Annotated in this window: 17 protein-coding genes; 4 read left to right on the forward strand and 13 right to left on the reverse strand. The window is 49.9% G+C overall.

Going from position 1 to position 23,701, the window contains the following annotated elements:
- Positions 1 to 67 precede the first annotated feature (67 nt).
- Entirely contained in the window at positions 68 to 889 is an 822-nt protein-coding gene (locus PG862_RS00195; RefSeq protein ID WP_118524391.1) for a TraX family protein, read from the reverse strand.
- 353 nt (positions 890 to 1,242) lie between these two features.
- Here PG862_RS00195 and PG862_RS00200 point away from each other — a divergent pair, with 353 nt between their 5' ends.
- On the forward strand, positions 1,243 to 2,370 hold the full coding sequence (locus tag PG862_RS00200) for a carbohydrate kinase family protein (RefSeq protein WP_270706153.1): 1,128 nt from the start codon (positions 1,243 to 1,245) through the stop codon (positions 2,368 to 2,370).
- Between the two features lie 196 nt (positions 2,371 to 2,566).
- The gene (locus PG862_RS00205; RefSeq protein ID WP_333563173.1) at positions 2,567 to 3,661 is read left to right on the forward strand and encodes a tetratricopeptide repeat-containing glycosyltransferase family 2 protein; all 1,095 of its coding nucleotides are present in this window, start codon (positions 2,567 to 2,569) and stop codon (positions 3,659 to 3,661) included.
- A gap of 332 nt (positions 3,662 to 3,993) precedes the next feature.
- Here the strand turns inward: PG862_RS00205 and PG862_RS00210 are convergent, their stop codons facing one another.
- The gene (locus tag PG862_RS00210) at positions 3,994 to 4,188 is read right to left on the reverse strand and encodes a hypothetical protein (protein ID WP_270706157.1); all 195 of its coding nucleotides are present in this window, start codon (positions 4,186 to 4,188) and stop codon (positions 3,994 to 3,996) included.
- A gap of 11 nt (positions 4,189 to 4,199) precedes the next feature.
- On the opposite strand from PG862_RS00210, the gene PG862_RS00215 reads away from it, so the two are divergent.
- A complete protein-coding gene (locus PG862_RS00215) occupies positions 4,200 to 5,336 on the forward strand; it encodes a translocation/assembly module TamB domain-containing protein (RefSeq protein WP_270706159.1) in 1,137 nt (378 codons plus the stop codon).
- 150 nt (positions 5,337 to 5,486) lie between these two features.
- On the opposite strand, the gene tuf is transcribed toward PG862_RS00215, so the two are convergent.
- From tuf to rpoB, 8 genes are all read right to left on the reverse strand, one after another.
- Positions 5,487 to 6,680 (reverse strand): elongation factor Tu, encoded by a 1,194-nt coding sequence (gene tuf / locus PG862_RS00220; RefSeq protein ID WP_107000672.1) that lies wholly within the window; start codon positions 6,678 to 6,680, stop codon positions 5,487 to 5,489.
- Between the two features lie 155 nt (positions 6,681 to 6,835).
- Positions 6,836 to 8,956, reverse strand: a complete 2,121-nt coding sequence (gene fusA / locus PG862_RS00225; RefSeq protein WP_107000673.1) for an elongation factor G — start codon at positions 8,954 to 8,956, stop codon at positions 6,836 to 6,838.
- 15 nt (positions 8,957 to 8,971) lie between these two features.
- Entirely contained in the window at positions 8,972 to 9,442 is a 471-nt protein-coding gene (gene rpsG, locus PG862_RS00230) for a 30S ribosomal protein S7 (protein ID WP_022358473.1), read from the reverse strand.
- 305 nt (positions 9,443 to 9,747) lie between these two features.
- Positions 9,748 to 10,167 carry a 30S ribosomal protein S12 gene (gene rpsL, locus PG862_RS00235; RefSeq protein ID WP_022358472.1) on the reverse strand — a complete coding sequence of 140 codons (420 nt, stop codon included), beginning with the start codon at positions 10,165 to 10,167 and terminating at the stop codon, positions 9,748 to 9,750.
- 392 nt (positions 10,168 to 10,559) lie between these two features.
- Positions 10,560 to 10,976, reverse strand: coding sequence for a DUF5684 domain-containing protein (locus PG862_RS00240; protein WP_022358471.1), 417 nt, complete (start codon positions 10,974 to 10,976; stop codon positions 10,560 to 10,562).
- 21 nt (positions 10,977 to 10,997) lie between these two features.
- Positions 10,998 to 12,095, reverse strand: a complete 1,098-nt coding sequence (locus tag PG862_RS00245) for an N-acetylmuramoyl-L-alanine amidase (protein WP_333563174.1) — start codon at positions 12,093 to 12,095, stop codon at positions 10,998 to 11,000.
- Positions 12,096 to 12,358: 263 nt separating this feature from the next.
- Entirely contained in the window at positions 12,359 to 16,009 is a 3,651-nt protein-coding gene (gene rpoC / locus PG862_RS00250) for a DNA-directed RNA polymerase subunit beta' (RefSeq protein WP_107000676.1), read from the reverse strand.
- Between the two features lie 22 nt (positions 16,010 to 16,031).
- Positions 16,032 to 19,910 carry a DNA-directed RNA polymerase subunit beta gene (gene rpoB, locus PG862_RS00255; RefSeq protein ID WP_118672574.1) on the reverse strand — a complete coding sequence of 1,293 codons (3,879 nt, stop codon included), beginning with the start codon at positions 19,908 to 19,910 and terminating at the stop codon, positions 16,032 to 16,034.
- 558 nt (positions 19,911 to 20,468) lie between these two features.
- On the opposite strand from rpoB, the gene PG862_RS00260 reads away from it, so the two are divergent.
- Positions 20,469 to 20,954 carry a hypothetical protein gene (locus PG862_RS00260; protein WP_022360091.1) on the forward strand — a complete coding sequence of 162 codons (486 nt, stop codon included), beginning with the start codon at positions 20,469 to 20,471 and terminating at the stop codon, positions 20,952 to 20,954.
- Positions 20,955 to 21,047: 93 nt separating this feature from the next.
- Here the strand turns inward: PG862_RS00260 and PG862_RS00265 are convergent, their stop codons facing one another.
- The 3 genes from PG862_RS00265 to PG862_RS00275 form a co-directional block, all read right to left on the reverse strand.
- Positions 21,048 to 21,497, reverse strand: coding sequence for a DUF1934 domain-containing protein (locus PG862_RS00265; protein ID WP_022360090.1), 450 nt, complete (start codon positions 21,495 to 21,497; stop codon positions 21,048 to 21,050).
- 3 nt (positions 21,498 to 21,500) lie between these two features.
- Positions 21,501 to 22,364, reverse strand: coding sequence for a glutamate racemase (gene murI / locus PG862_RS00270; protein ID WP_270706163.1), 864 nt, complete (start codon positions 22,362 to 22,364; stop codon positions 21,501 to 21,503).
- Between the two features lie 137 nt (positions 22,365 to 22,501).
- The gene (locus PG862_RS00275; RefSeq protein WP_181357193.1) at positions 22,502 to 23,563 is read right to left on the reverse strand and encodes a D-alanine--D-alanine ligase family protein; all 1,062 of its coding nucleotides are present in this window, start codon (positions 23,561 to 23,563) and stop codon (positions 22,502 to 22,504) included.
- Between the last annotated feature and the right edge of the window lie 138 nt (positions 23,564 to 23,701).

Here is a 23,701-nt window from a genome sequence, read left to right on the forward strand (position 1 = left end):
GACCTGGAAATAAAAAAAGGGCGTGTTTTACGCCCGAAAATTGTCAAAAATTCCCATAGGATAAAAGTCATCCCAGCCATTTTCCCACAAAATACAGCGTCAAAAGATGCGCCGGATAATAGACATAAAAGAAGGAACGAAATCTGCTCCGACCTCTGGAGCCATCATATAACATGAAGCAGACAGCCGTGAGCGCCAGCACCCAGAGGGGTTCCTGCCACGCGAACGCTCCGATGAGGACGGCAACGATTATCTTCATAAACACCCCTGCCGTTTTCTCATGAAAAAGAATGTTCCTTGGCACGTTAGTGCCTTTTTGTGTAATAGGGAATTCCAAGGAATTTCCTATTACACAAAAATAGAATGCCAGCACCATTCCCATCCCCCATGCGCCGCCGTCTGCTCCCGCCGCTTCTGTCAGCGTACAGAACACTGCCGTTAGCACCAGCTTCTCCCAGATACCGTTTCCATACCGCTCTAACAGCTCCATCGCAACCAGCGCCAGAAAAAAGGTCAGGCAGACATTCTGGTGCTGTGCATCCATCCACCGTCCGGAAAATGCCAGATCATACGGAATCTCCGACACAACCGCCGCCAAAAGCAGCCTCCGTCCATAACATCTGCGATCCCGCGTGTGAAAAAAACCTTCTACTAATAAAAAGGCGAACAATGGAAACGCCAGATCCCCAAATGTCCGGAATCCCGGAACCGGTCTGCAGATCACCGCAATGTGGTCTGCCGTCATCGCCAGGAGTGCTAAATATTTAAGGGCGGAGGCGCTGAGATGGAGGCGGGTTAAAACCACTCTTTCCATCCCCTCTGATTTCTCATTCTGCTTTTCCTTGATTCGATCTTTTATCGCACTCTCCTCCCTTCGTTTCCTGTCCATTCTATCTCTATTCCATCAAATTATACTGAACATTTCACCCGCTGTCCATCCGCACTTTTCCATTCCCTTTTTCTCCATCTCCCCTATTTTCCCATTCTCATTTTCCACTCTTTCTCCCCATCTTTTTTCTTTATTTTCTCTAATAAAAAATGTAGTTTTTTCTTATAAATAAAGGCTTTTCGGCACTTTTCCGCGTCTTTTTTACACTAATTTTACATTTTATTTGACAAACGAAAAACCGTGTTATATTCTGTAAATGGTGCTGGTGCGAGATCCTGCTGAAAAAGCAAAAATCCCGCACCGCTCTTCATTTTAAATACTAAAAAATACACGGACAAAAGAGGTAGAATCTCATGGCAGGTTTAGATATTATTTGCATTGGCGCTATCAATTATGACTATATGTTTCACTGCACCGGGCTCGATCTGGTGGAGACATCCGCCGGTGGAGGCGACGAGAACTTAAGCAACCCGATTTCCGATGTGGAAAACGATATTCAGGAGCTGGCGATAAAAGGCAAGGAATACACAACCCAGATCGGCGGTTCTGCTTTCATCACCCTGAAAGTGGCAAAGCATATTCTCCCTAACCTGCAGGTCGCTTACGTCGGCGTGTGCGGCACGCCCAGTCCATTCGATCTGCGCTTCGGCAAGACAAATGACATTGACGCCGAGCTGGCGCACCTGGATAACCGTGACTGGCTGTTTACCACGCGCGAGCGCTTCGACGATCCATATTCCAAAGCGATTGCCAAATCGATTGTCCGCCTTTATAATCACACGCGCAATTGCATCAAGATCGCGCCGTGTGCCAACAACACTCTCTTAGACCGCATCCATGAACAGGAAGCCCGGACGGGAACCACACTGGCGGAGTACCTCGCGCAGGCCCGCTGGATCCACCTGTCATCCCTGTCTGATTTCGACCAATTCGAGGCAATCATGCAATCGGTCATCCAGGCAAAACATTTAAATCCTGCCATGAAAATCAGCATGGATCCTGGTTTTGAGTATACATCGCTGCGCCGTGAGCGCTTACAGCCACTGATCGCATATGCCGATTATGTTTTCTTAAATAAATCCGAAAAGAAAAACCTCGGCTTCAATGCCCGCAGCGCCCGTCCGCTCTACGCGAACCTCTGTGAGTATTTTTCTGCGATCAACCCGGATCCCACCCGCACCCTCATTGTCAAGCACGATGACCGCCATGAGCTGATCCATTTTAAGGACGGCGTATGTCAGATCCGCACAGTCCGCCACAAAAAGCTCTACCAGTACCAGCTAAACAACGATACCGGCGCCGGTGATTCCTTTGCCGGCGGTTTCATCAGCGGTATGCTCGATGATCGGCTCAATTCGGATATCGCTGAGCCGATCCAGCTCGGTGTTCTGGCTGCCAAGGGACGGATGCGTAGTTTTGATTATGAGAACCCGTATCTGAATATACAGAAATTGACCGATGCTTTTTTCGAAGCTCTATAATATTTTTTTCAAGTGCTGTTAAATAGCGCAGCGTGAATTGCAGCCATCATTTCAGGAGAAAAGTACGTTACTTTTCTCCTGTTTATCCTTATATAATTATATATATAATGTCTGTACACATCTAAAAACTTCTTTCATATATTAATATCAATTTGATATTGATTTTGGAGATCCCATGATCCGCCTCAGCCTATGTATGATCGTCAAAAATGAAGAAGCCGTTTTGACGCGTGTTTTAGCATCTGCCATACAATTTGCGGATGAAATCCTCGTCGCCGACACCGGTTCCACCGATCGAACTGTAGAAATCGCCCGGCAATACACCAAACATATTTATCACTACCCGTGGAACGATGATTTCGCCGCCGCGCGCAATTTCATCTGTGAAAAGGTCACAACCGAATACTGGATGTGGCTCGACGCCGACGATGTCGTTCCCGCCGAATCGATTACATCGATTTTAAAGTTGAAAGAAACTTTAAGCAAATCCCCGCAGCCCGACGTTGTCATGATGAAATACATCGCTGGATTCCAGCCGGACGGCACACCTGCATTTACCTACGATCGCGAACGGATTCTGCGAACGGACCGGCATTTTCGCTGGAAAGGACGCGTCCACGAAGCCATCGCGCCACGCGGCAGAATTCTCTATTCTCCTATTCAGATCGAACACCGAAAGCCTGCTTCTGCTCTCACCCATTCTGACCGTAACCTGAAAATCTATGAAACAATGCTTGCGGACGGCGAACTGCTCGATCCACGCCATCAATACTACTACGCCCGCGAACTCATCGACCACAAACAATATGAAAAAGCCCGTCCGGTTCTGGAATATTTCCTGAACGAACCGGCCGGATGGTATGAAAATAAGACAGATGCCTGTCTGCTTCTGGCGCGCTGCCATGAAATGCTCAGAAATACGGCTGCCAGCCAGCTTTCTCTGTTCCAGAGTTTCCTCTACGACCGCCCACGTGCTAAAACTTGCTGTGAGATCGGACGGTTGAAACTTTCCCTCGGAGAAATTTCCCAGGCTGTTTTCTGGTACCAGCTTGCCCTCAAAGACCGACCAGAATATCATCCAAATGCCTTTATCGAAGCCGATTACTATGATTTCATTCCTTTAATCCAGCTCTGCGTCTGCTATGATCGGATGGGAAACTATGATAAGGCACTATATTATCATAAGGAAACAAAAAAAATCCGCCCGGATTCTCCGGCGGTTTTGACAAATGAAGAATACTTTCAAACCATATCCTCAAACCATAAAACAAACGGATTACCTATCTTGTGACATTCTCTCCGACCTCTGCAGTGGTCTGAGCAGCGGACTGGGAGTCGTTCCATCCAGCGGCATCCACACTTCCTACATTCATTCTTACCGTCTTCCACACTTATAATATTCCACAGTTCCCAGCCCTCAATTTCCCAGCCCTTTTCTGCTAATGCACATCTCTTTCATCGCACACATATACTACATCAGGATGGATGTCCTAAATCTGGAAAGGAGTTTTTTATGTTTCGTCATTCATGTAATTTTCCCTACTATTTTGATGATAGTGACTATGAAAATAACGGCTATGGGCGCTGCGGACGCGATCGCGGCTGTCCCGGTTCTTTTGAACCCTACAACTGCTGTCGTCCCGGTCCCATAGGACCACGCGGCTGCCCCGGACCGATCGGACCTGTCGGTCCCACTGGTGCTGCCGGACTCGATGGACTGGACGGCGCTACGGGTCCGGCTGGGCCGACTGGTCCGACCGGGCCGACCGGGCCGACCGGCGCTACCGGTCCTGCGGGTCCAGCTGGGCCGACCGGCACTACCGGGGCTGTTGGTCCGACTGGGCCGACCGGCGCTACCGGCGCTGCGGGTCCGGCTGGGCCGGCTGGCGCTGACGGGGCTGCGGGCGCTACGGGTCCGACTGGGCCGGCTGGCGCTGACGGGGCTGCGGGTCCGACTGGGCCGGCTGGCGCTGACGGGGCTGCGGGTCCGACTGGGCCGGCTGGCGCTGACGGGGCTGCGGGTCCGACTGGGCCGGCTGGCGCTGACGGGGCTGCGGGTCCGACTGGGCCGGCTGGCGCTGACGGGGCTGCGGGTCCGACTGGGCCGGCTGGCGCTGACGGGGCTGCGGGTCCGACTGGGCCGGCTGGCGCTGACGGGGCTGCGGGTCCGACTGGGCCGGCTGGCGCTGACGGGGCTGCGGGTCCGACTGGGCCGGCTGGCGCTGACGGGGCTGCGGGTCCGACTGGGCCGGCTGGCGCTGACGGGGCTGCGGGTCCGACTGGGCCGGCTGGCGCTGACGGGGCTGCGGGTCCGACTGGGCCGGCTGGCGCTGACGGGGCTGCGGGTCCGACTGGGCCGGCTGGCGCTGACGGGGCTGCGGGTCCGACTGGGCCGGCTGGCGCTGACGGGGCTGCGGGTCCGACTGGGCCGGCTGGCGCTGACGGGGCTGCGGGTCCGACTGGGCCGGCTGGCGCTGACGGGGCTGCGGGTCCGACTGGGCCGGCTGGCGCTGACGGGGCTGCGGGTCCGACTGGGCCGACCGGGGCTGACGGCGCTACCGGCCCAACTGGCGCTACAGGAGCTACCGGCGCTGCGGGTCCGACTGGCGCTACAGGTCCTACCGGCGCTGCAGGAGCTGTCGGCGCTACAGGAGCTACCGGCGCAACGGGTCCTACCGGCGCTACAGGTCCTACCGGTCCCGCCGCCACCGTTACCGCCGCTGCTCCCGTCGCAGATGCAACAAGTGCTGAAGATGTCGTTGAACGCTTCAATGAACTTCTTGCCAACCTGCGTGCCGCCGGACTTCTGGCAACCGACAATGCGTAAAAGGCTGAAATTCTGTGAAAAAGAATGTACCTTGACGCATTCGGGCGTCTCGCGCGGTCGCTTGCGACATGTTTCTGCTTCGCGCGAGTATGCATCCTCGCGGAGCGTTTGTTGTTTCATAGAACGCAATTTCCTATGAAACAACAGAAAAACCCCGGAAACCTTACGGTTCCGGGGTATCTCTTACGTCTGGACACAATGCGCTTCCTGGAAGCGACTTTATATTATATATACGGTACATCTTCTTGCCTGCTGCACATACAAGAAGCACCTTTGTTTAATTCATTGATTACTCGATGATAGTAGCAACTCTACCAGATCCTACTGTACGACCGCCCTCACGGATAGCGAAACGAAGACCCTGCTCCATAGCTACCGGATGAATCAGCTCTACAGTCATCTCTACGTTGTCGCCCGGCATACACATCTCGGTACCAGCCGGTAACTCGCAAACACCTGTAACGTCAGTGGTTCTGAAGTAGAACTGCGGACGATAGTTGTTGAAGAACGGAGTATGACGACCACCCTCGTCTTTTGTCAGAACGTAAACCTGAGCAGTAAATTTCTTATGGCATTTTACAGAGCCCGGTTTAACCAGACACTGACCACGCTGGATGTCAGTTCTCTGAACACCACGAAGCAGAGCACCGATGTTATCACCAGCCTCAGCCTGATCAAGCAGCTTACGGAACATCTCGATACCAGTTACAACAGTCTTACGAGTCTCCTCGTGAATACCAACGATCTCAACCTCATCGTTCAGTTTCAGAGTACCACGCTCAACACGGCCGGTAGCAACAGTACCACGACCTGTGATGGTGAATACGTCCTCGATCGGCATCAGGAACGGCTTATCTGTAGCACGTACCGGATCCGGAATGTAGGAATCTACAGCGTCCATGAGCTCCATGATCTTGTCGCCCCACTCGCCGTTCGGATCTTCAAGAGCCTTCAGAGCAGAACCCTGGATGATCGGTGTGTCATCGCCCGGGAACTCGTACTCGTTCAGCAGGTCTCTGATCTCCATCTCAACCAGCTCAAGCAGTTCCGGATCGTCTACCATATCGCACTTGTTCATGAATACTACGATGTACGGTACGCCTACCTGACGGGAAAGCAGGATGTGCTCTCTTGTCTGAGCCATAACACCATCGGTAGCAGCTACAACCAGAATAGCGCCATCCATCTGAGCAGCACCAGTGATCATGTTCTTAACGTAGTCAGCATGTCCTGGGCAGTCAACGTGTGCGTAATGTCTCTTCTCTGTCTGATACTCAACGTGTGCAGTAGAGATAGTAATACCACGCTCTCTCTCTTCCGGAGCTTTATCGATATCCTCGAAGTTCTCAGCTGTGTTACCAGCTACTCTTGCAGCCAGAACTTTTGTGATAGCTGCTGTCAGGGTTGTTTTACCATGGTCTACGTGTCCGATAGTACCAATGTTACAATGCGGTTTAGTTCTTTCAAACTTTGCTTTTGCCATTTTAAGACGTCCTCCTTAATTTACACCCAATACGGGTATCTCAATTTATGTTAGGCTGACTCTAATTATATTCGATTAGAGCCGTTTTTTCAAGCCTAATATTGCTTTTCCGGGCAGTTATCTGCCCGGAAAAGGCAATATAGTTACATTTTTAATTATTTCTCAGCTTTTCCAGCAAGAACTTTCTCCTGAACGCTCTTCGGAACCTGCTCATATTTCTCAAAGAACATGGAGTAGTTACCACGTCCCTGAGTTCTGGAACGAAGGTCGGTAGAATAACCGAACATCTCTGCCAGCGGAACATAAGCCTTAACCAGCTTGCCGCCGCCGATGTCTTCCATACCCTCGATACGACCACGACGAGAGTTGATATCACCGATGATATCACCCATATACTCTTCCGGCATGGTTACCTCAACCTTCATGATCGGCTCAAGCAGTACCGGGTTACCTTTACGCATAGCATCCTTGAATGCCATGGAACCTGCGATATGGAAAGCCATCTCAGAAGAGTCGACCTCATGGTAGGAACCATCGTATACGTCAGCGTGAACGCCGAGTACCGGGAATCCGCCGAGGATACCTGCCTTAGCAGCCTCTTCGATACCTTCGCCTACAGCCGGGATGTACTCTTTCGGGATAGCACCGCCGACAACGCTGGACTCAAACTTGAAGGTCTCTTCGCCGTTCGGATCCATCGGAGTGAAGTGTACCTTACAGTGACCGTACTGACCACGACCACCAGACTGTTTTGCATACTTGCTGTCTACATCTACAGCCTTTGTGAAGGTCTCTTTGTAAGCTACCTGCGGAGCACCTACGTTAGCTTCAACGTGGAACTCACGAAGCAGACGGTCTACGATAATCTCCAGATGGAGCTCGCCCATACCAGCGATGATTGTCTGACCAGTCTCTTTGTTTGTATAAGCACGGAAGGTCGGATCCTCCTCTGCCAGTTTTGCAAGAGCCTCGCCCATCTTGTCCTGACCAGCTTTGGTCTTCGGCTCGATAGCGATGTCGATAACCGGCTCCGGGAACTCCATGGACTCCAGGATTACCGGATGCTGCTCATCACAGATAGTATCACCTGTGGTGGAGAACTTGAATCCGATCGCTGCTGCGATATCACCGGAGTAAACCTTTTCCAGCTCGTGACGCTTGTTGGCATGCATCTGAAGGATACGTCCAACACGCTCTTTTTTGTCCTTTGTTGCATTCAGTACGTATGAACCGGAGTTCATAACACCTGAGTACACACGGAAGTAAGCCAGCTTACCTACGAACGGGTCGGTCATGATCTTGAATACAAGAGCAGAGAACGGCTCTTCGTCGGAAGAATGTCTTACAGTCTCGTTGCCATCCAGGTCAACACCCTTGATCGGCGGGATGTCAAGCGGAGACGGCATGAACTCGATGATTGCATCCAGGAGCTTCTGAACACCCTTATTTCTGTATGCAGTACCACAGCATACCGGGATTGCCTGACACTCGCAGGTTGCTTTTCTTAATACTTTCTTTAACTCATCTACAGACGGCTCTTCCCCCTCAAGGTAAGCCATCATCAGATCGTCGTCCAGCTCGCAGATCTTCTCTACCAGCTCGGTGTGGTAAAGCTCAGCGTCATCCTTCATATCCTCCGGGATATCAAGGATGCTAATGTCCTCACCCTTATCATCATTGTAGATGTATGCTTTCATCTCGAACAGGTCGATAATTCCCTTGAAATCATCTTCCTTGCCGATCGGAAGCTGTAAACAGATAGCATTCTTACCAAGTCTGGTCTTGATCTGCTCTACACAGCCATAGAAGTTTGCACCCAGGATATCCATCTTGTTGATGAATGCCATACGCGGTACATTGTAGGTATCAGCCTGACGCCATACGTTCTCAGACTGCGGCTCTACACCACCCTTAGCACAGAATACACCTACAGCACCGTCCAGTACACGCAGGGAACGCTCAACCTCAACCGTGAAGTCAACGTGTCCTGGAGTATCGATGATGTTGATACGATGCTCCAGAGCGCCTGGTTTCGGTTTGCAGTTTTCCTGCAGAGTCCAGTGACAGGTTGTCGCTGCAGAAGTGATGGTAATACCTCTCTCCTGCTCCTGAGCCATCCAGTCCATGGTAGCAGTACCTTCATGAGTATCACCGATCTTATAGTTAACACCAGTATAATACAGAATACGCTCAGTAGTGGTAGTCTTACCAGCATCGATATGAGCCATAATACCAATATTTCTGGTTCTCTCTAACGGATATTCTCTTCCAGCCAAAGCTTTTTCCTCCTATTAGAATCTGTAATGAGCAAATGCCTTGTTAGCCTCTGCCATCTTATGCATATCTTCTTTCTTCTTCACAGATGCACCAGTGTTGTTAGCTGCATCCAGAATCTCTTTTGCCAGTCTCTCTTCCTGAGTCTTCTCGCCTCTCTTACGGGAGTACAGAGTGATCCAGCGAAGTGCAAGAGCCTGTCTTCTTTCCGGCTTAACCTCGATCGGTACCTGATAGGTAGCACCACCGATACGTTTTGCCTTAACTTCCAGAACCGGCATGATGTTGTTCATTGCCTCTTCGAAAACCTCTACAGCTTCCTTACCGGATTCTGCAGCGACACGATCAAACGCGCCGTATACGATCTTCTGAGCAACGCCCTTTTTGCCGTCCAGCATGATGTTGTTGATTAATTTAGTAACAACCTTATTGTTGTACAGCGGATCCGCTAATACGTCTCTTTTCTGAGTATGTCCTTTACGTGGCACGTTACTTCCCTCCTTAATATCTGCTCCGGCGGGGAGCCGCGGGAGCCATTCATTAGATCTTAGGTACTCGCATTGAACACTTAGCGAGGTTCCTCACGAGCTTAGTGTTAAAGCGCACCTGCGAAACGAGCGAGTCTTTCAGCGCGACATTGAGCATGGTGCTTCCTCTCTTCCTACTCGGCAGGTTCTCTCTAAGTTCAACCTGCGTCTCGTGCGCGGTTCTATGATTCCCTGCAACCTACAGGATCAATATCAAAGTCCGGCACATTCATTCTAAATCTAATAGAACTTCTACCTAATTAAAATTATTTCTTGTCTTTCGGTCTCTTAGCGCCGTATTTGGAACGCGCCTGTTTTCTGTTGGCTACGCCTGCAGTATCAAGAGTACCTCTGATGATGTGGTATCTGGTACCTGGTAAGTCCTTTACACGACCACCACGAATCAGAACAACGCTGTGCTCCTGTAAGTTGTGTCCCTCACCCGGGATGTAGCTTGTTACTTCGATACCGTTGGAAAGACGAACTCTGGCGATTTTTCTAAGAGCAGAGTTAGGCTTTTTAGGTGTTGCAGTCTTAACGGCTGTACACACGCCTCTCTTCTGCGGTGCAGAAACGTTGATAGCTTTCTTCTGTAAAGAGTTGTATCCCTTCTGCAGAGCCGGAGCTGTTGATTTCTTTTCAGATGTCTGTCTTCCCTTTCTTACTAACTGGTTAAATGTAGGCATCCTTTTCACCTCCTGTGATATTGTCTGTGGTTGCTTTTTTAAGCTTGTATTTCCGCGCAGAAATTCCTTGAATTTTGCACGCTTACTTATTATAGCTAGTTTGAGTTGCACTGTCAAGGTATAAAATGCAAATTTTTCCCGTAAAATAAAGGGTTTGTTACTGTTCACGCATACGTGCCCAGTAACGGAATTTGCCGTGGCTTCGCATTTTAATACGGCAAATTCCTGCTGCCACCACGTTTTCTTACGGCACTTTCGGTTCCAAAAGTGCCTACCTGTGAGCAGTAACAAGGGTTTTGCGCTGTAGACAGGTACAGTGCAAAACCCTCTATTGTCTCATCTGACTCTTTTTTTCTGGAAAATATCTTAAATATCCCGGAACTTCATTTCCGCTACTCCTGCGGTCCCATGTACTCCGAATCACCAAAACCAAGAATCAGCATAAAAAGCGGATTCAGAAAAAATAAACCAATCGTAAATCCTATCCCGTGACCATAGGCACACGCCAGCTTATAGAGTGCCACCACATTCATGAGTGCTGTTCCCAGAAGCGCAAGCGAACCGATAACTCCCACGATTCCGCCGAAGGAATTTAAAATACCTCCGCCGACCGCCAGTCCCAGTGCCACCCAGAAATACTGCACATCCCAGGTCAGCCGGTACTGTACATAGCCATTGTAAATCGGAATGATGGATTTCCATCCTTCTTCCCCGGCTTTTGTAAAAATCTTCCAGTATGCAATTACCTGCAGAATATAAAAGATAAACGCAAATAATGCATATGCCATAATAAACGCCACCAATCCCATATGTTTTCCTCCTTTCAGTTTTTACTGTCCGAAGAACGTATTCACGCCAGCCAGCAGTCCGTTCGCCAGCGTCTCAAGCGTCGCACCCGAATGATCGGACGCCTTATCTCCCAGCTCAATATCCACACTCGGAATCGTCGAATAGGAAGTCTGGGTCAAATCCATCTCCATGCTGCCTTTGGAATAAATCTTCACACCCGCGCTCTTTAAGCCGCTGATCAGCGACTCGCCCAGTTGGTTGTGCTGCTTCCAATGAGAGGCAACCGGCTCCATCGCACGGTAGGTTGCGTTGCTTGGAACGCTCATGAAAAAGGCACCCTTGTTGCTGCTGGTTGAATCCCAGTGCAAGGCTATATGACAGTCCGCGTTGTTATTCGCAATGACCGTACGGGCTATATTATCCAGCTGTACATCATCTGATTCACGGATCATCAGTACATCATAGCCTGCATTCAGAAGTTTTGTCTTAAGCACCTTTGCCATAGCAAGTGTTACCTTGCTCTCTGCTGTTCCATCTGCAAAGGTCATACCGCTGGAAACTGCCACTGCTGAGGTAGCACCGGCTCCGGTTGTGCCGCCGGTTACTTTCGCACTTCCATCCGGATGACACTGGGTCTTGACGCTTCCGCCACCGTTTGTTCCATGTCCGGCATTGACACAGACCACTTTATTTTTCTTGTTGGAAGCAGTCGAGCGGTACAGGGTCGCAGTTCCGCTGTTGATCTTCGAATAATTTGCGTATTTATAATTAGAAGAAAGTGCGATCGCCGTGCCGCCGGATGTCTGCGCTCCCGCTGCTGTCTGGCTGGTTGTCTGGACAGCACCTGCAGATGCCGGTTTTTTGCTTGTCACATAGGCAGATGAAACGTAATACTTCTTTCCATTCAAAAGAATCATCGTCCACTGCCCGCTGGTTCCCACGCGCTCCAGCTTCTGGCCGTAGGACAGATTGCCCGCGATATTATTGTCCTTGATCTGCGCGGATGTCCGGTAGCGCAGGGAAGACGTATTGACATACACCGAGTCGCTTGCCAGCGCGATCTGCGACATACCGGCTGTCATCAGCAGAGCCGCCGCCAGTCCCAGTGTATGTTTTTTGAGCCGATTGTGTCTCTTCATCTATATAATCTCCTTCCAATGTCTCTATTTTTTAAATAATTGTTTCTGTTTTGAAAGTCTAAAATCGTTAAATTTGTTTTTTAAATTTATACAATTCAATCACATTACTTTGGATTTTAAACATTTCCTTTATAAGTATAACGGATTTTCCCCTTCGATTCAACCAATCCCGCGCTTCTATTTCTTACGGTTTTATGAAACAAAAAAAGACCGCCGCATCTCTGCGGCGATCTCCAAAAAACGATTCCGTTTTTCATTTTTAATTATTCTTCACTCAGCTCATCCTCGTTGAGTACAATCTTGTCTGCCTCGTCCAGTTCAGCCGGCTCGTTGAAGTCGTCCTCTGCCAGATCGATATCATCCTCTTCCTCAACATCGGTGTTCAGCTTGATGGAGCGGTAACGCTTCATACCGGTACCAGCCGGAATCAGCTTACCAATCAGAACGTTCTCCTTCAGACCAATCAGCTTATCTACCTTTCCGTTGATGGCAGCCTCGGTCAGAACCTTGGTTGTCTCCTGGAAGGATGCAGCGGATAAGAAGGAGTCGGTTGCCAGAGATGCCTTGGTAATACCCAGCATAACCTGACGTCCGATCGCCGGCTCTTTGCCCTCGGCTTCCAGCGCCTCGTTCATCTCGTTGAAATCGAGTACATCCATGGATACGCCCGGCAGTACGTCGGAATCTCCACTTTCCTCAATCTTAATCTTCTTTAACATCTGGTGTACGATCATCTCAATATGCTTATCGTTGATTTCTACACCCTGTAAACGGTATACACGCTGTACTTCCTGGATCATGTAATCCTGTACGGCGCGGACGCCCTTGATCTTCAGAATATCGTGCGGGTTCACGCTACCTTCGGTCAGCTCGTCACCAGCCTCCAGAACCGCGCCGTCCTGAATCTTGATACGGGAGCCGTAAGGAATCAGGTATGTCTTGGAATTGCCCGTCTCATTATCCGTGATAATGATCTCACGTTTCTTCTTGGTATCTTTGATGGTTGCCACACCGCCGAACTCAGCGATGATAGCAAGTCCCTTCGGCTTACGTGCCTCGAAAAGCTCCTCGACACGCGGAAGACCCTGTGTGATATCGCCACCGGCAACGCCGCCCGAGTGGAACGTACGCATGGTCAGCTGTGTACCAGGCTCACCGATGGACTGTGCCGCGATGATGCCGACTGCCTCACCGACCTGAACCGGCTGACCGGTTGCCATGTTGGCACCGTAGCACTTCGCACACACACCGATATGGGATTTACAGGTCAGGACGGTACGGATCTTGATGGAATCTCTGCCCTGTTTCTTCAATGCTGCCATAACAGCCGCTGCACGCTTCGGCGTACACATATGATTCTTCTCAATCACCACTTCACCTGTATCCGGGTCTGTGATTGTCTCAGCGATGAAACGTCCTGTGATACGCTCCTGCAATGTCTCGATGGTCTCCTGACCATCCATGAATGCCTTGATCTCCATATACGGAATCTCCGGCTTATCCCAGCAGCAGTCCTCCTCGCGGACGATCAGATCCTGGGATACATCTACCAGACGTCTGGTCAGGTAACCAGAGTCGGCAGTACGCAGAGCCGTATCGGACATACCTTTTCGAGCTCCGTGTGCGGAGATGAAGTACTCCAGTACGTCCAGACCCTCACGGAAGTTGGACTTGATAGGAAGTTCAATCGTATGACCGGTCGTATCTGCCATCAGTCCTCGCATACCAGCAAGCTGTTTAATCTGCTTATCCGATCCTCGCGCACCGGAGTCAGCCATCATGAAGATGTTGTTATATTTGTCAAGTCCTGTCAGCAGGTCGTGAGTCAGCTGATCATCGGTTGCCTTCCAGGTCTCGATAACTTCTTTGTAACGCTCTTCCTCTGTGATAAGACCACGGCGGAAGTTCTTTGCGATATGGTCAACCGTTGCCTGCGCGTCAGCAATCAGCTTCGGCTTGCTTGCCGGTACGGTCATATCGGAAATCGATACGGTCATGGCTGCACGTGTAGAGAACTTGTAGCCAATCGCCTTGATATCATCCAGGGTGATCGCTGTCTGGGTTGCACCATGGACATTGATAACCTTCTCCAGAATCTGCTTTAACTGCTTCTTGCCTACGTGGAAGTCAACTTCCAGTTTCAGCTCGTTCTCTTTCTGGGAACGGTCTACGAAGCCCAGATCCTGCGGGATGATCTCGTTGAAGATGAAACGTCCAACGGTAGACTCGATGATACCAGTCTTCGTTGTGCCATCCGGCATCGTGCGGGTTACTCTTACTTTGACACGGGAATGCAGGGTAACAACCTTGTTCTCGTATGCAAGAATCGCCTCGTTGATGCTCTTGAATGCCATACCCTCGCCCTTGGCGCCCGGACGTTCCTGGGTCAGATAGTAAATACCAAGTACCATATCCTGGGAAGGAACGGCTACCGGACCACCATCGGACGGTTTTAACAGGTTGTTCGGAGAAAGCAGCAGGAAACGGCACTCTGCCTGTGCCTCCACGGAAAGCGGAAGATGTACCGCCATCTGGTCGCCATCGAAATCGGCGTTGAATGCGGTACAAACAAGCGGATGCAGCTTGATTGCCTTACCTTCTACCAGAATCGGCTCGAATGCCTGAATACCCAAACGATGCAGTGTAGGAGCACGGTTTAACATAACCGGATGCTCTTTGATTACATCCTCGAGAACGTCCCAAACCTCCGGCTGAAGGCGCTCTACCATCTTCTTTGCATTTTTAATGTTATGAGCGGTTCCGTTGGAAACCAGCTCTTTCATAACGAACGGTTTAAACAGCTCGATCGCCATCTCTTTCGGCAGACCGCACTGGTAAATCTTTAACTCCGGTCCTACGACGATAACGGAACGTCCAGAATAGTCAACTCGCTTACCCAGAAGGTTCTGACGGAAACGTCCCTGTTTACCCTTTAACATATCAGAAAGGGACTTGAGGGCACGGTTGCCAGGACCGGTAACTGGACGGCCACGGCGGCCATTATCAATTAATGCGTCAACTGCCTCCTGAAGCATACGTTTCTCGTTGCGCACGATGATATCCGGTGCGCCGAGCTCCAGAAGTCTTGCAAGACGGTTGTTACGGTTGATAATACGACGATACAGATCGTTTAAGTCGGAAGTTGCGAAACGTCCGCCATCCAGCTGTACCATCGGACGGATATCCGGCGGGATAACCGGGACAACGGTCATGATCATCCACTCCGGTTTGTTGCCGGAATTTCTGAATGCCTCTACGACTTCCAGACGCTTGATGATGCGGGCACGCTTCTGTCCGGTTGCATCCTGTAACTGGTTTCTCAGATCCTCAGAATCCTTCTCCAGGTCGATCGCCTTTAAAAGCTCCTGAATCGCCTCGGCACCCATGCCGACACGGAAAGAACCGTAACCGTATTTCTCGATCTCGTCACGGTACTCCTTCTCAGACAGAACCTGCTTCATCTGCAGTCCGGTCTGTCCCGGATCCAGCACGATATAGGAAGCGAAGTACAGAACCTTCTCCAGAGTTCTCGGAGAAATGTCCAGAATCAGACCCATGCGGCTCGGAATTCCCTTGAAATACCAGATGTGGGAAACCGGAGCTGCAAGCTCGATATGACCCATGCGCTCACGGCGGACGCTGGCTTTTGTAACCTCAACGCCGCAGCGGTCACAGATAACACCTTTATATCTGATTTTTTTATATTTACCACAGTGGCACTCCCAGTCCTTGCTCGGTCCAAAGATTCTCTCACAGAACAGGCCGTCTTTCTCCGGCTTTAATGTTCTGTAGTTGATGGTCTCCGGCTTTTTAACCTCGCCGTGAGACCACTCCAGAATCTTTTCAGGGGATGCCAAACCGATCTTGATTGCGTCAAATGTCAATGGTTGATATGTTTCATTTGTCTCTGGCATGAGCGGTACTCCCTCCTATCGATTATTCTTCGTCGTCAGATCCATTATCATCGGAAACGTCTGCATAGTCATCGTCCGTATAGCCGTCTGCCTCTGCTGTATACTCATCGTGCTCTACATCGGTCAGCTCACCATCTTTAAATTCCTGCTCCTGGTAACCGTAGTTGCCGAAGGACTCATTCTGAGAGTAACGCTTACTGTCACCCTCGATGACGGAACGAAGATCGGTATCGCCTTCGTCGATGTTCTCCTTGAGCTCGATCTCGGAACCGTCTTCTGCCAGAACTCTGACATCCAGACCCAGGGACTGAAGCTCTTTTAAGAGTACCTTGAAGGACTCCGGAATACCCGGCTCCGGAATATTCTCGCCCTTGATGATTGCCTCGTATGTCTTCACACGACCTACCACATCATCGGACTTCACGGTCAGGATCTCCTGCAGCGTGTAGGATGCGCCATACGCCTCCAGAGCCCAAACCTCCATCTCTCCGAAACGCTGGCCACCGAACTGAGCTTTACCACCCAGCGGCTGCTGTGTAACGAGGGAGTAAGGACCTGTGGAACGTGCATGAATCTTATCATCAACCAGATGATGCAGTTTCAGGTAATGCATGTGTCCGATTGTAACCGGGCTGTCGAAGTATTCGCCGGTACGTCCATCTCTCAGGCGGACTTTACCGTCACGTCCGATCGGAACGCCCTTCCAGAGTTTTCTGTGCTCCAGATGGGTACCCAGATACTCCATAACTTCCGGATCTACAATATCTTTATATTTTGCTTCGAACTCTTCCCAGGAGGTGTTGACATAGTCATTTGCCATCTCCAGAGTGTTCTGAATATCTTTCTCGTCTGCTCCGTCGAAAATCGGGGTGGATACATCAAAACCAAGTGCTTTGGCAGCAAGGCTTAAATGAATCTCCAGGACCTGTCCGATATTCATACGGGACGGTACGCCCAATGGGTTCAGTACGATGTCGAGCGGACGGCCATTCGGAAGGAACGGCATATCCTCAACCGGAAGTACACGGGAAACGACACCCTTGTTACCATGACGACCAGCCATCTTATCGCCGACGGAAATCTTTCTCTTCTGTGCAATGTAGATACGAACGGTCTTATTTACACCCGGAGCCAGCTCGTCGCCGTTCTCTCTTGTAAATACCTTCGCATCAATGATGATACCGTATGCACCATGCGGTACTTTCAGGGAAGTATCACGAACCTCTCTTGCCTTCTCACCGAAGATCGCACGTAACAGGCGCTCTTCTGCGGTCAGCTCGGTCTCTCCCTTCGGAGTAACCTTACCTACCAGGATATCACCGGCACGAACCTCTGCACCAATGCGGATGATACCGCGCTCGTCCAGATCTTTCAGTGCATCCTCGCCGACACCCGGAACATCTCTTGTGATCTCTTCCGGTCCCAGCTTGGTATCACGTGCTTCTGCCTCGTATTCCTCGATATGGACGGAGGTATATACATCCTCCTGAACCAGACGCTCAGACAGAAGAACGGCATCCTCGTAGTTGTAGCCTTCCCAGGTCATGAAGCCGATCAGCGGGTTTTTGCCCAGACCGATCTCACCGTTGCAGGTGGACGGACCATCTGCGATAACCTCGCCAGCTTCGACATGGTCATTCTTGTATACAATCGGTTTCTGATTGTAGCAGTTGGACTGGTTACTTCTCTTGAATTTTGTCAGATGGTATACATCGCGGTTTCCATCGGAATCTCTCTTGATGATGATCTCGTTGGAAGCGGAGCGCTCAACCACACCGGCATTCTTTGCAACGACACACACACCAGAGTCAACAGCTGCCTTCGCGGAAATACCGGTATCGACAACGGCTCTCTCGGTGGTCAGAAGCGGTACCGCCTGACGCTGCATGTTCGATCCCATCAGAGCACGGTTCGCATCGTCGTTCTGCAGGAACGGAATCATGGAAGTAGCTACGGAGAATACCATCTTCGGGGATACGTCCATCAGGTCGATTTTCTTCTTCTGGAACTCGGAGGTCTCCTCACGGAAACGACCAGATACGTTATTGTGGACGAAGTGTCCTTCTTCGTCTAACTGCTCGTTTGCCTGTGCAACAACAAAGTTATCTTCCTCGTCTGCTGTCAGGTATACAACCTCATCCGTAACAACCGGGTTGGACGGATCGGTTTTATCTACTACACGGTACGGAGCTTCGATGAAACCGTACTCATTGACACGTGCGTAAGATGCCAGGGAGTTGATCAGACCGATGTTCGGTCCCTCAGGTGTCTCGATCGGGCACATACGGCCATAGTGTGTGTAGTGTACATCTCGTACCTCGAATCCGGCACGGTCCCTTGACAGACCGCCAGGACCCAGGGCGGAAAGACGTCTCTTATGGGTCAGCTCGGACAGCGGGTTGTTCTGATCCATGAACTGGGACAGCTGGGAACTTCCGAAGAACTCCTTGACTGCTGCTGTAACCGGCTTAATATTGATCAGGGACTGGGCAGAAACACCTTCCATGTCCTGTGTTGTCATACGCTCACGTACCACACGCTCCATACGGGACAGACCGATACGGTACTGGTTCTGAAGCAGCTCGCCGACCGCACGGATACGACGGTTGCCCAGATGGTCGATATCATCTGGATTGCCGATGCCGCCTTCCAGATGCATGTTGTAGTTGATGGAAGCGATGATATCTTCCTTCGTAATGTGCTTCGGAATCAGGTCATGGATATCTCTGCGGATAATCTCTTTTAACTCCTCATCAGAAGCGCCGGCATTTTCTTCCAGAATACCCTGGAGAACCGGATAGAATACTAACTCTGTGACGCCTACTTCTTCCGGATCGAAATTCACATAAGCGCCCAGATCTACCATCAGGTTAGAAAGAACCTTGTGATTCTTCTTCTCACCCTGAATCCATACAAACGGAACGCCTGCGTTCTGGATGTCAGTAGCAAGTTCCTTGGTAACCTTTGTTCCCTGCTCCGCCAGAATCTCTCCGGTAGTTGTATCAACCACATCCTCAGCCAGAACGTGACCTACGATACGGTTCTTAAAGTGAAGCTTTTTATTGAATTTATAACGGCCTACCTTTGCCAGATCGTAGCGGCGCGGATCGAAGAACATGCTGTTTAACAGGCTCTCTGCGCTGTCTACGGAAAGCGGCTCACCCGGGCGAATCTTCTTATATAATTCCAGAAGACCATCCTGGTAGTTGTTGGACGGATCCTTCTCGAAGCTCTTCTCCAGTTTCAGCTCATCGCCGAACAGGTCAATGATCTCGGCGTTAGTACCGTAACCAAGAGCACGGATCAGAACAGTAACAGGAACTTTTCTGGTCCGGTCTACACGCACGTAGAAAATGTCGTTGGAATCTGTCTCATACTCCAGCCAGGCACCCCGGTTCGGGATAACGGTGCAGCTGTATAACTCTGTACCGATCTTATCGTGCGCGATTCCATAATAAATACCAGGGGAACGAACAAGCTGGCTGACGATAACTCGCTCCGCTCCGTTGATAACGAAGGAGCCGGTGTCGGTCATAAGTGGAAGATCACCCATGAAAATCTCATGTTCATTGATCTCATCTTTATCTTTATTGCAAAGTCTTACCTTTACCTTCAGAGGAGCTGCATAGGTCGCATCGCGCTCTTTGCACTCTTCGATCGTATATTTGATATCGTTTTTACACAGTGTAAAATCCACAAATTCCAGACTCAAGTGACCTGCGAAATCCGTGATCGGGGAGATATCAGCAAACACTTCTTTCAGTCCCTCATCCAGGAACCACTGATACGAGTTTTTCTGAATCTCAATCAAATTCGGCATTTCCAGAACTTCTTTTTGTCTTGAGAAGGTCATCCTTACACCTTTACCGGTTTTTACCGGACGCATCCTGCTTTTCTCCATTCGATGTTTCACCCCTGTTTTCTTTCTATCTCTATGGTTTGCATTTTTCCATCTCCGAACCAGCCTTGTTTCATGCCGCCGGAGCTGCACTGTCATTTGGGCATACGAATACCCGGAAAACACAGTTTTCCACAATAGTGCATTCTCCATCTTAGCATGGGATTTGATGGGTGTCAAGTGGTTTTTTGATGGATTTGGAAAATATAGCCTTCCCTCTTCTCATTTCATTGTATCATGCGGCAAATCATGGTATAATTTAAGAATATTCACTACAACATATGGAGGAAACCGATGCCATAGTTAAGTGGATTTGAAAGAATCGCTTATGCGGACCAATGCACTAACACATCCGAAATCATCTCAGTAAAAGCGCTCGATAACATGATTTTGGTTTTTTCTATTTTTTTAAGTCCCCATCGCCATAGTTACCCGTCTATTTTTCTTGCCATTTCCCCTCTCCAATGCTATAATACATAGTAATTGCGCGGCTATTTTCGTTATTTCTGCGAAATGGGATTGGATTTGTGTCCCGCCGCTATCTACAACGGAGGTATATATATGTCATTTTGGAATGTACTGCTAGTTATTATCGTCATTCTGGCTATCCTTCTTGTCGTACTGTATATTCTGGGTTCCCGGATGCAGAAACGTCAAGCAGAGCAGCAGACTATGATCGACGCTTCGAAACAGACTGTTTCGATTCTGGCGATTGACAAAAAGAAACTGAAAATCGGAGATTCCGGTCTCCCGAAGATGGTTATTGACCAGACTCCATGGTATATGAAGTGGGCGAAGCTCCCGATCGTAAAGGCTAAGATCGGACCGAAGGTTGTGACCATGATCGCGGATGAGAAGGTATTCCTTCAGTTACCGCTCCGCACCGAGGCAAAGGTTGTCATCAGCGGTCTTTATATCACAGAGATCAAGAGCGTGCGCGGAGGCATCCCGCCGCTGCCGAAGAAGAAAAAATTCTTTGACCGTTTCAAGAAAAATACAGAAGAGGCAGCAAAGAAAGAAGCTTCCAAGTCCAAGAAAAATAAATAATGGATCTTAAAATCCCGGAAATGTAACTGATTGCACGTTTCCGGGATTTTTGATTCATCGATTTTATTTCTTTGTTTCTATATTCTTTTATATTTACTGCTCTTTCAGGTTCAATTTCGCCGTCGCCTTCGATTTCACATCAATTTCAATATGGCTTTGGCTGGTCTGCTCATAGTTGAGTTCCAGCGTATAATCAATCTGGATTTTCAGATGATCCGGACCTTCATTGATCTTGATGCGGTCGGTCGTGACGCCCACGATCATCTGACCGTATGGAGTCACATAACAGCTGACATTCGGACGGTTCTCCTGAAAAATCATATGCGCCCGCGCATCGCCTCCCTTGATCATATCGACGCTGTCCGCATTGGCTTTGATGGTATTGCGGATGCTTCCTTCCTCGCCCTCCAGTATCTCATCATAGATGATATAATGCTTGCCATTTTTGAAATAATAGCTGCCTGCCGTGATAACCTCCAGGTTATTCGTCTCCCCGTCCGCAATATGGGCACCGCGCACGGATACAAGCACATCTTTCGTCATATTTTAATACTCCTCAATGTTAATCTGTTTCGTGTCTTTTACCTCTTTTGGAAGAATCGCCTTGGCAAAACGCGTGAAATTCTCCGCCCGGTCGCTGACAAAGAACTGATACTGGTCAAGAATCGGCTCCCCGGCAGCAGCGCGGCGGCTGTTTTCCTCCGAAAAACGTTCCAGATCCTCCGAACTGCGTGTCAGATCCATGTCCCGCAGCAGAGTTTTAAGTTCAACCGCCGTCTCATATGCCGGATTTACCAATGTCACCTCGTTGCCCATCAGCCGATGCAGAGTCGAACGCAGCAGCGGATAATGCGTACATCCCATAACCAGCGTATCAATGTATTTTTCTTTCAGCGAAGAAAGATACCGGGAGGCAATCTCATCTGTTACCGAATCATGGAAGAGTCCTTCCTCCACCAGCGGCACAAAGAGCGGACACGGTTTTCCAATGACCTCAATATCCGGGCGCAGCTTCTGCATTTCTCTGGTATAAATACCGCTCCGGATGGTCGCCTCGGTTCCAATTACGCCAATCTTTCCATTATGGGTTGCCTCGGCAGCCGTGCGCGCGCCCGCGTAGATAACCCCGATGATCGGGATATCCAATTCCTGTTTGACCGTCTCCAGTGCACACGCCGAGGCCGTGTTGCAGGCAATCACGATCGCCTTGACTCCCTGTGTTTTCAGAAAACGGATGATCTGGCGGGAATAGCGCAGCACCGTCTCCTGCGATTTGCTTCCATATGGAACGCGCGCCGTATCTCCAAAGTATACGATGCGCTCCTGCGGCATCTGACGCATGATCTCACGGGCTACCGTCAGACCGCCGATGCCTGAATCAAAAACTCCGATCGGGGCATTTCTATCCATGTTTACCTTCCTTTCGGCAAAATTCTTATGGTCATGTTTCCATTCTTTCCCGAACATCTGTGTATATTGAATCATATAACGTCCAAAAGTAGATTCTCTCACACTGTTTCAGGATTCTGAAACATTTTTATTTATTTCTAGGCTTCGTAGCGTTTCAGTCCGTGTTCAATCAGCTTTGTCACCATCTCCGGCTTCGGGATTCCGGCCGCCTCAAAGAGCATCGGGTACATACTAATCGCGGTAAAGCCCGGCATGGTATTGATCTCATTGAAGATAACCTCGCCGTCCTTCGTCACAAAGAAATCGACACGCGACAGACCATAGCCATCTACCGCCTTGAAAATACGTCTCGCCGCCTGACGCACACGCTCGGTCGCATCGCCCGGAAGCTCTGGATTTACCACGGTTCTGGACTCTGCGTTGTAATATTTCGCATCAAAATCATAGAAATCGGCTGCTGCCAGAATCTCGCCAACACCGGAAGCGATGACCGGTTCTGTGCCATTTCCAAAGACCGCACATTCGATCTCACGGCCGACAATCGTCTCCTCAACCAGAATCTTGCGGTCATGGTGCGCCGCCTCCTTTAAGCCTGCAATCAGCTCTTCGCGATCCGACGCCTTGCTGACACCTCTGGAAGAACCTGCATTGGACGGCTTGATAAATACCGGATATGAGAACCGGTTCTCGATGCGTGCCACAACCTCATCCATCTTTTCAAGTTCTTTGCGGATGACCAGCTCATATGCCGCCTGGCGCACGCCTGTGTGGTCAACAATCTGTTTTGTATACACTTTATCCATCGAAACGCTGGACGCCAGCACACCGCATCCGACATACGGGATTTTTGCCAGCTCAAAGATGCCCTGAATGGTGCCGTCCTCGCCCCAGAGTCCATGCAGAACCGGGAATACCACATCAATGCGGATCATTTCCGCCTTACCATCTTTCAGGACGATCACGGATTTCTCCGTTGCATCCGGGGAAAGGATCGCGGTCGTCGTGTTCTTTCTCCAGCTCTCATCCTCGATCTGCTCGACCGAGTCAACCAGCAGCCATTTTCCCTCTTCGGTAATTCCGATCAGGGTTACATCATAGCGCTCTGTATCTATATTTTTAATGACATTGATTGCCGACATACATGAAACAATATGTTCCGAAGACTGTCCGCCAAATACCACAAGTACACTCTTTTTCATAATATCCGCCTTTCTGCCGAGTGTGGGAAGCTTCACCACACGCCGGAATGCTATTCCAAAATATAGTTTAGATTATACCATAACTGTCAATACTTGCGACAAGAAGATTCGATTTCTTTCAGTAAAAGGAGAGCCATT

The sequence above is a fragment of the Clostridium fessum genome, from assembly GCF_027698965.1.
Taxonomy (GTDB): domain Bacteria; phylum Bacillota; class Clostridia; order Lachnospirales; family Lachnospiraceae; genus Otoolea; species Otoolea fessa.

What these genes read in the sequence shown, in the direction of transcription:
- PG862_RS00195 (WP_118524391.1), bottom strand. Translation starts at nt 889, where the DNA reads ATGGACAGGAAACGAAGGGAGGAGAGTGCGATAAAAGATCGAATCAAG.
- PG862_RS00200 (WP_270706153.1), top strand. Translation starts at nt 1,243, where the DNA reads ATGGCAGGTTTAGATATTATTTGCATTGGCGCTATCAATTATGACTAT.
- PG862_RS00205 (WP_333563173.1), top strand. Translation starts at nt 2,567, where the DNA reads ATGATCGTCAAAAATGAAGAAGCCGTTTTGACGCGTGTTTTAGCATCT.
- tuf (WP_107000672.1), bottom strand. Translation starts at nt 6,680, where the DNA reads ATGGCAAAAGCAAAGTTTGAAAGAACTAAACCGCATTGTAACATTGGT.
- rpsL (WP_022358472.1), bottom strand. Translation starts at nt 10,167, where the DNA reads ATGCCTACATTTAACCAGTTAGTAAGAAAGGGAAGACAGACATCTGAA.
- PG862_RS00240 (WP_022358471.1), bottom strand. Translation starts at nt 10,976, where the DNA reads ATGGGATTGGTGGCGTTTATTATGGCATATGCATTATTTGCGTTTATC.
- PG862_RS00245 (WP_333563174.1), bottom strand. Translation starts at nt 12,095, where the DNA reads ATGAAGAGACACAATCGGCTCAAAAAACATACACTGGGACTGGCGGCG.
- rpoC (WP_107000676.1), bottom strand. Translation starts at nt 16,009, where the DNA reads ATGCCAGAGACAAATGAAACATATCAACCATTGACATTTGACGCAATC.
- rpoB (WP_118672574.1), bottom strand. Translation starts at nt 19,910, where the DNA reads ATGGAGAAAAGCAGGATGCGTCCGGTAAAAACCGGTAAAGGTGTAAGG.
- PG862_RS00260 (WP_022360091.1), top strand. Translation starts at nt 20,469, where the DNA reads ATGTCATTTTGGAATGTACTGCTAGTTATTATCGTCATTCTGGCTATC.
- PG862_RS00265 (WP_022360090.1), bottom strand. Translation starts at nt 21,497, where the DNA reads ATGACGAAAGATGTGCTTGTATCCGTGCGCGGTGCCCATATTGCGGAC.
- murI (WP_270706163.1), bottom strand. Translation starts at nt 22,364, where the DNA reads ATGGATAGAAATGCCCCGATCGGAGTTTTTGATTCAGGCATCGGCGGT.
- PG862_RS00275 (WP_181357193.1), bottom strand. Translation starts at nt 23,563, where the DNA reads ATGAAAAAGAGTGTACTTGTGGTATTTGGCGGACAGTCTTCGGAACAT.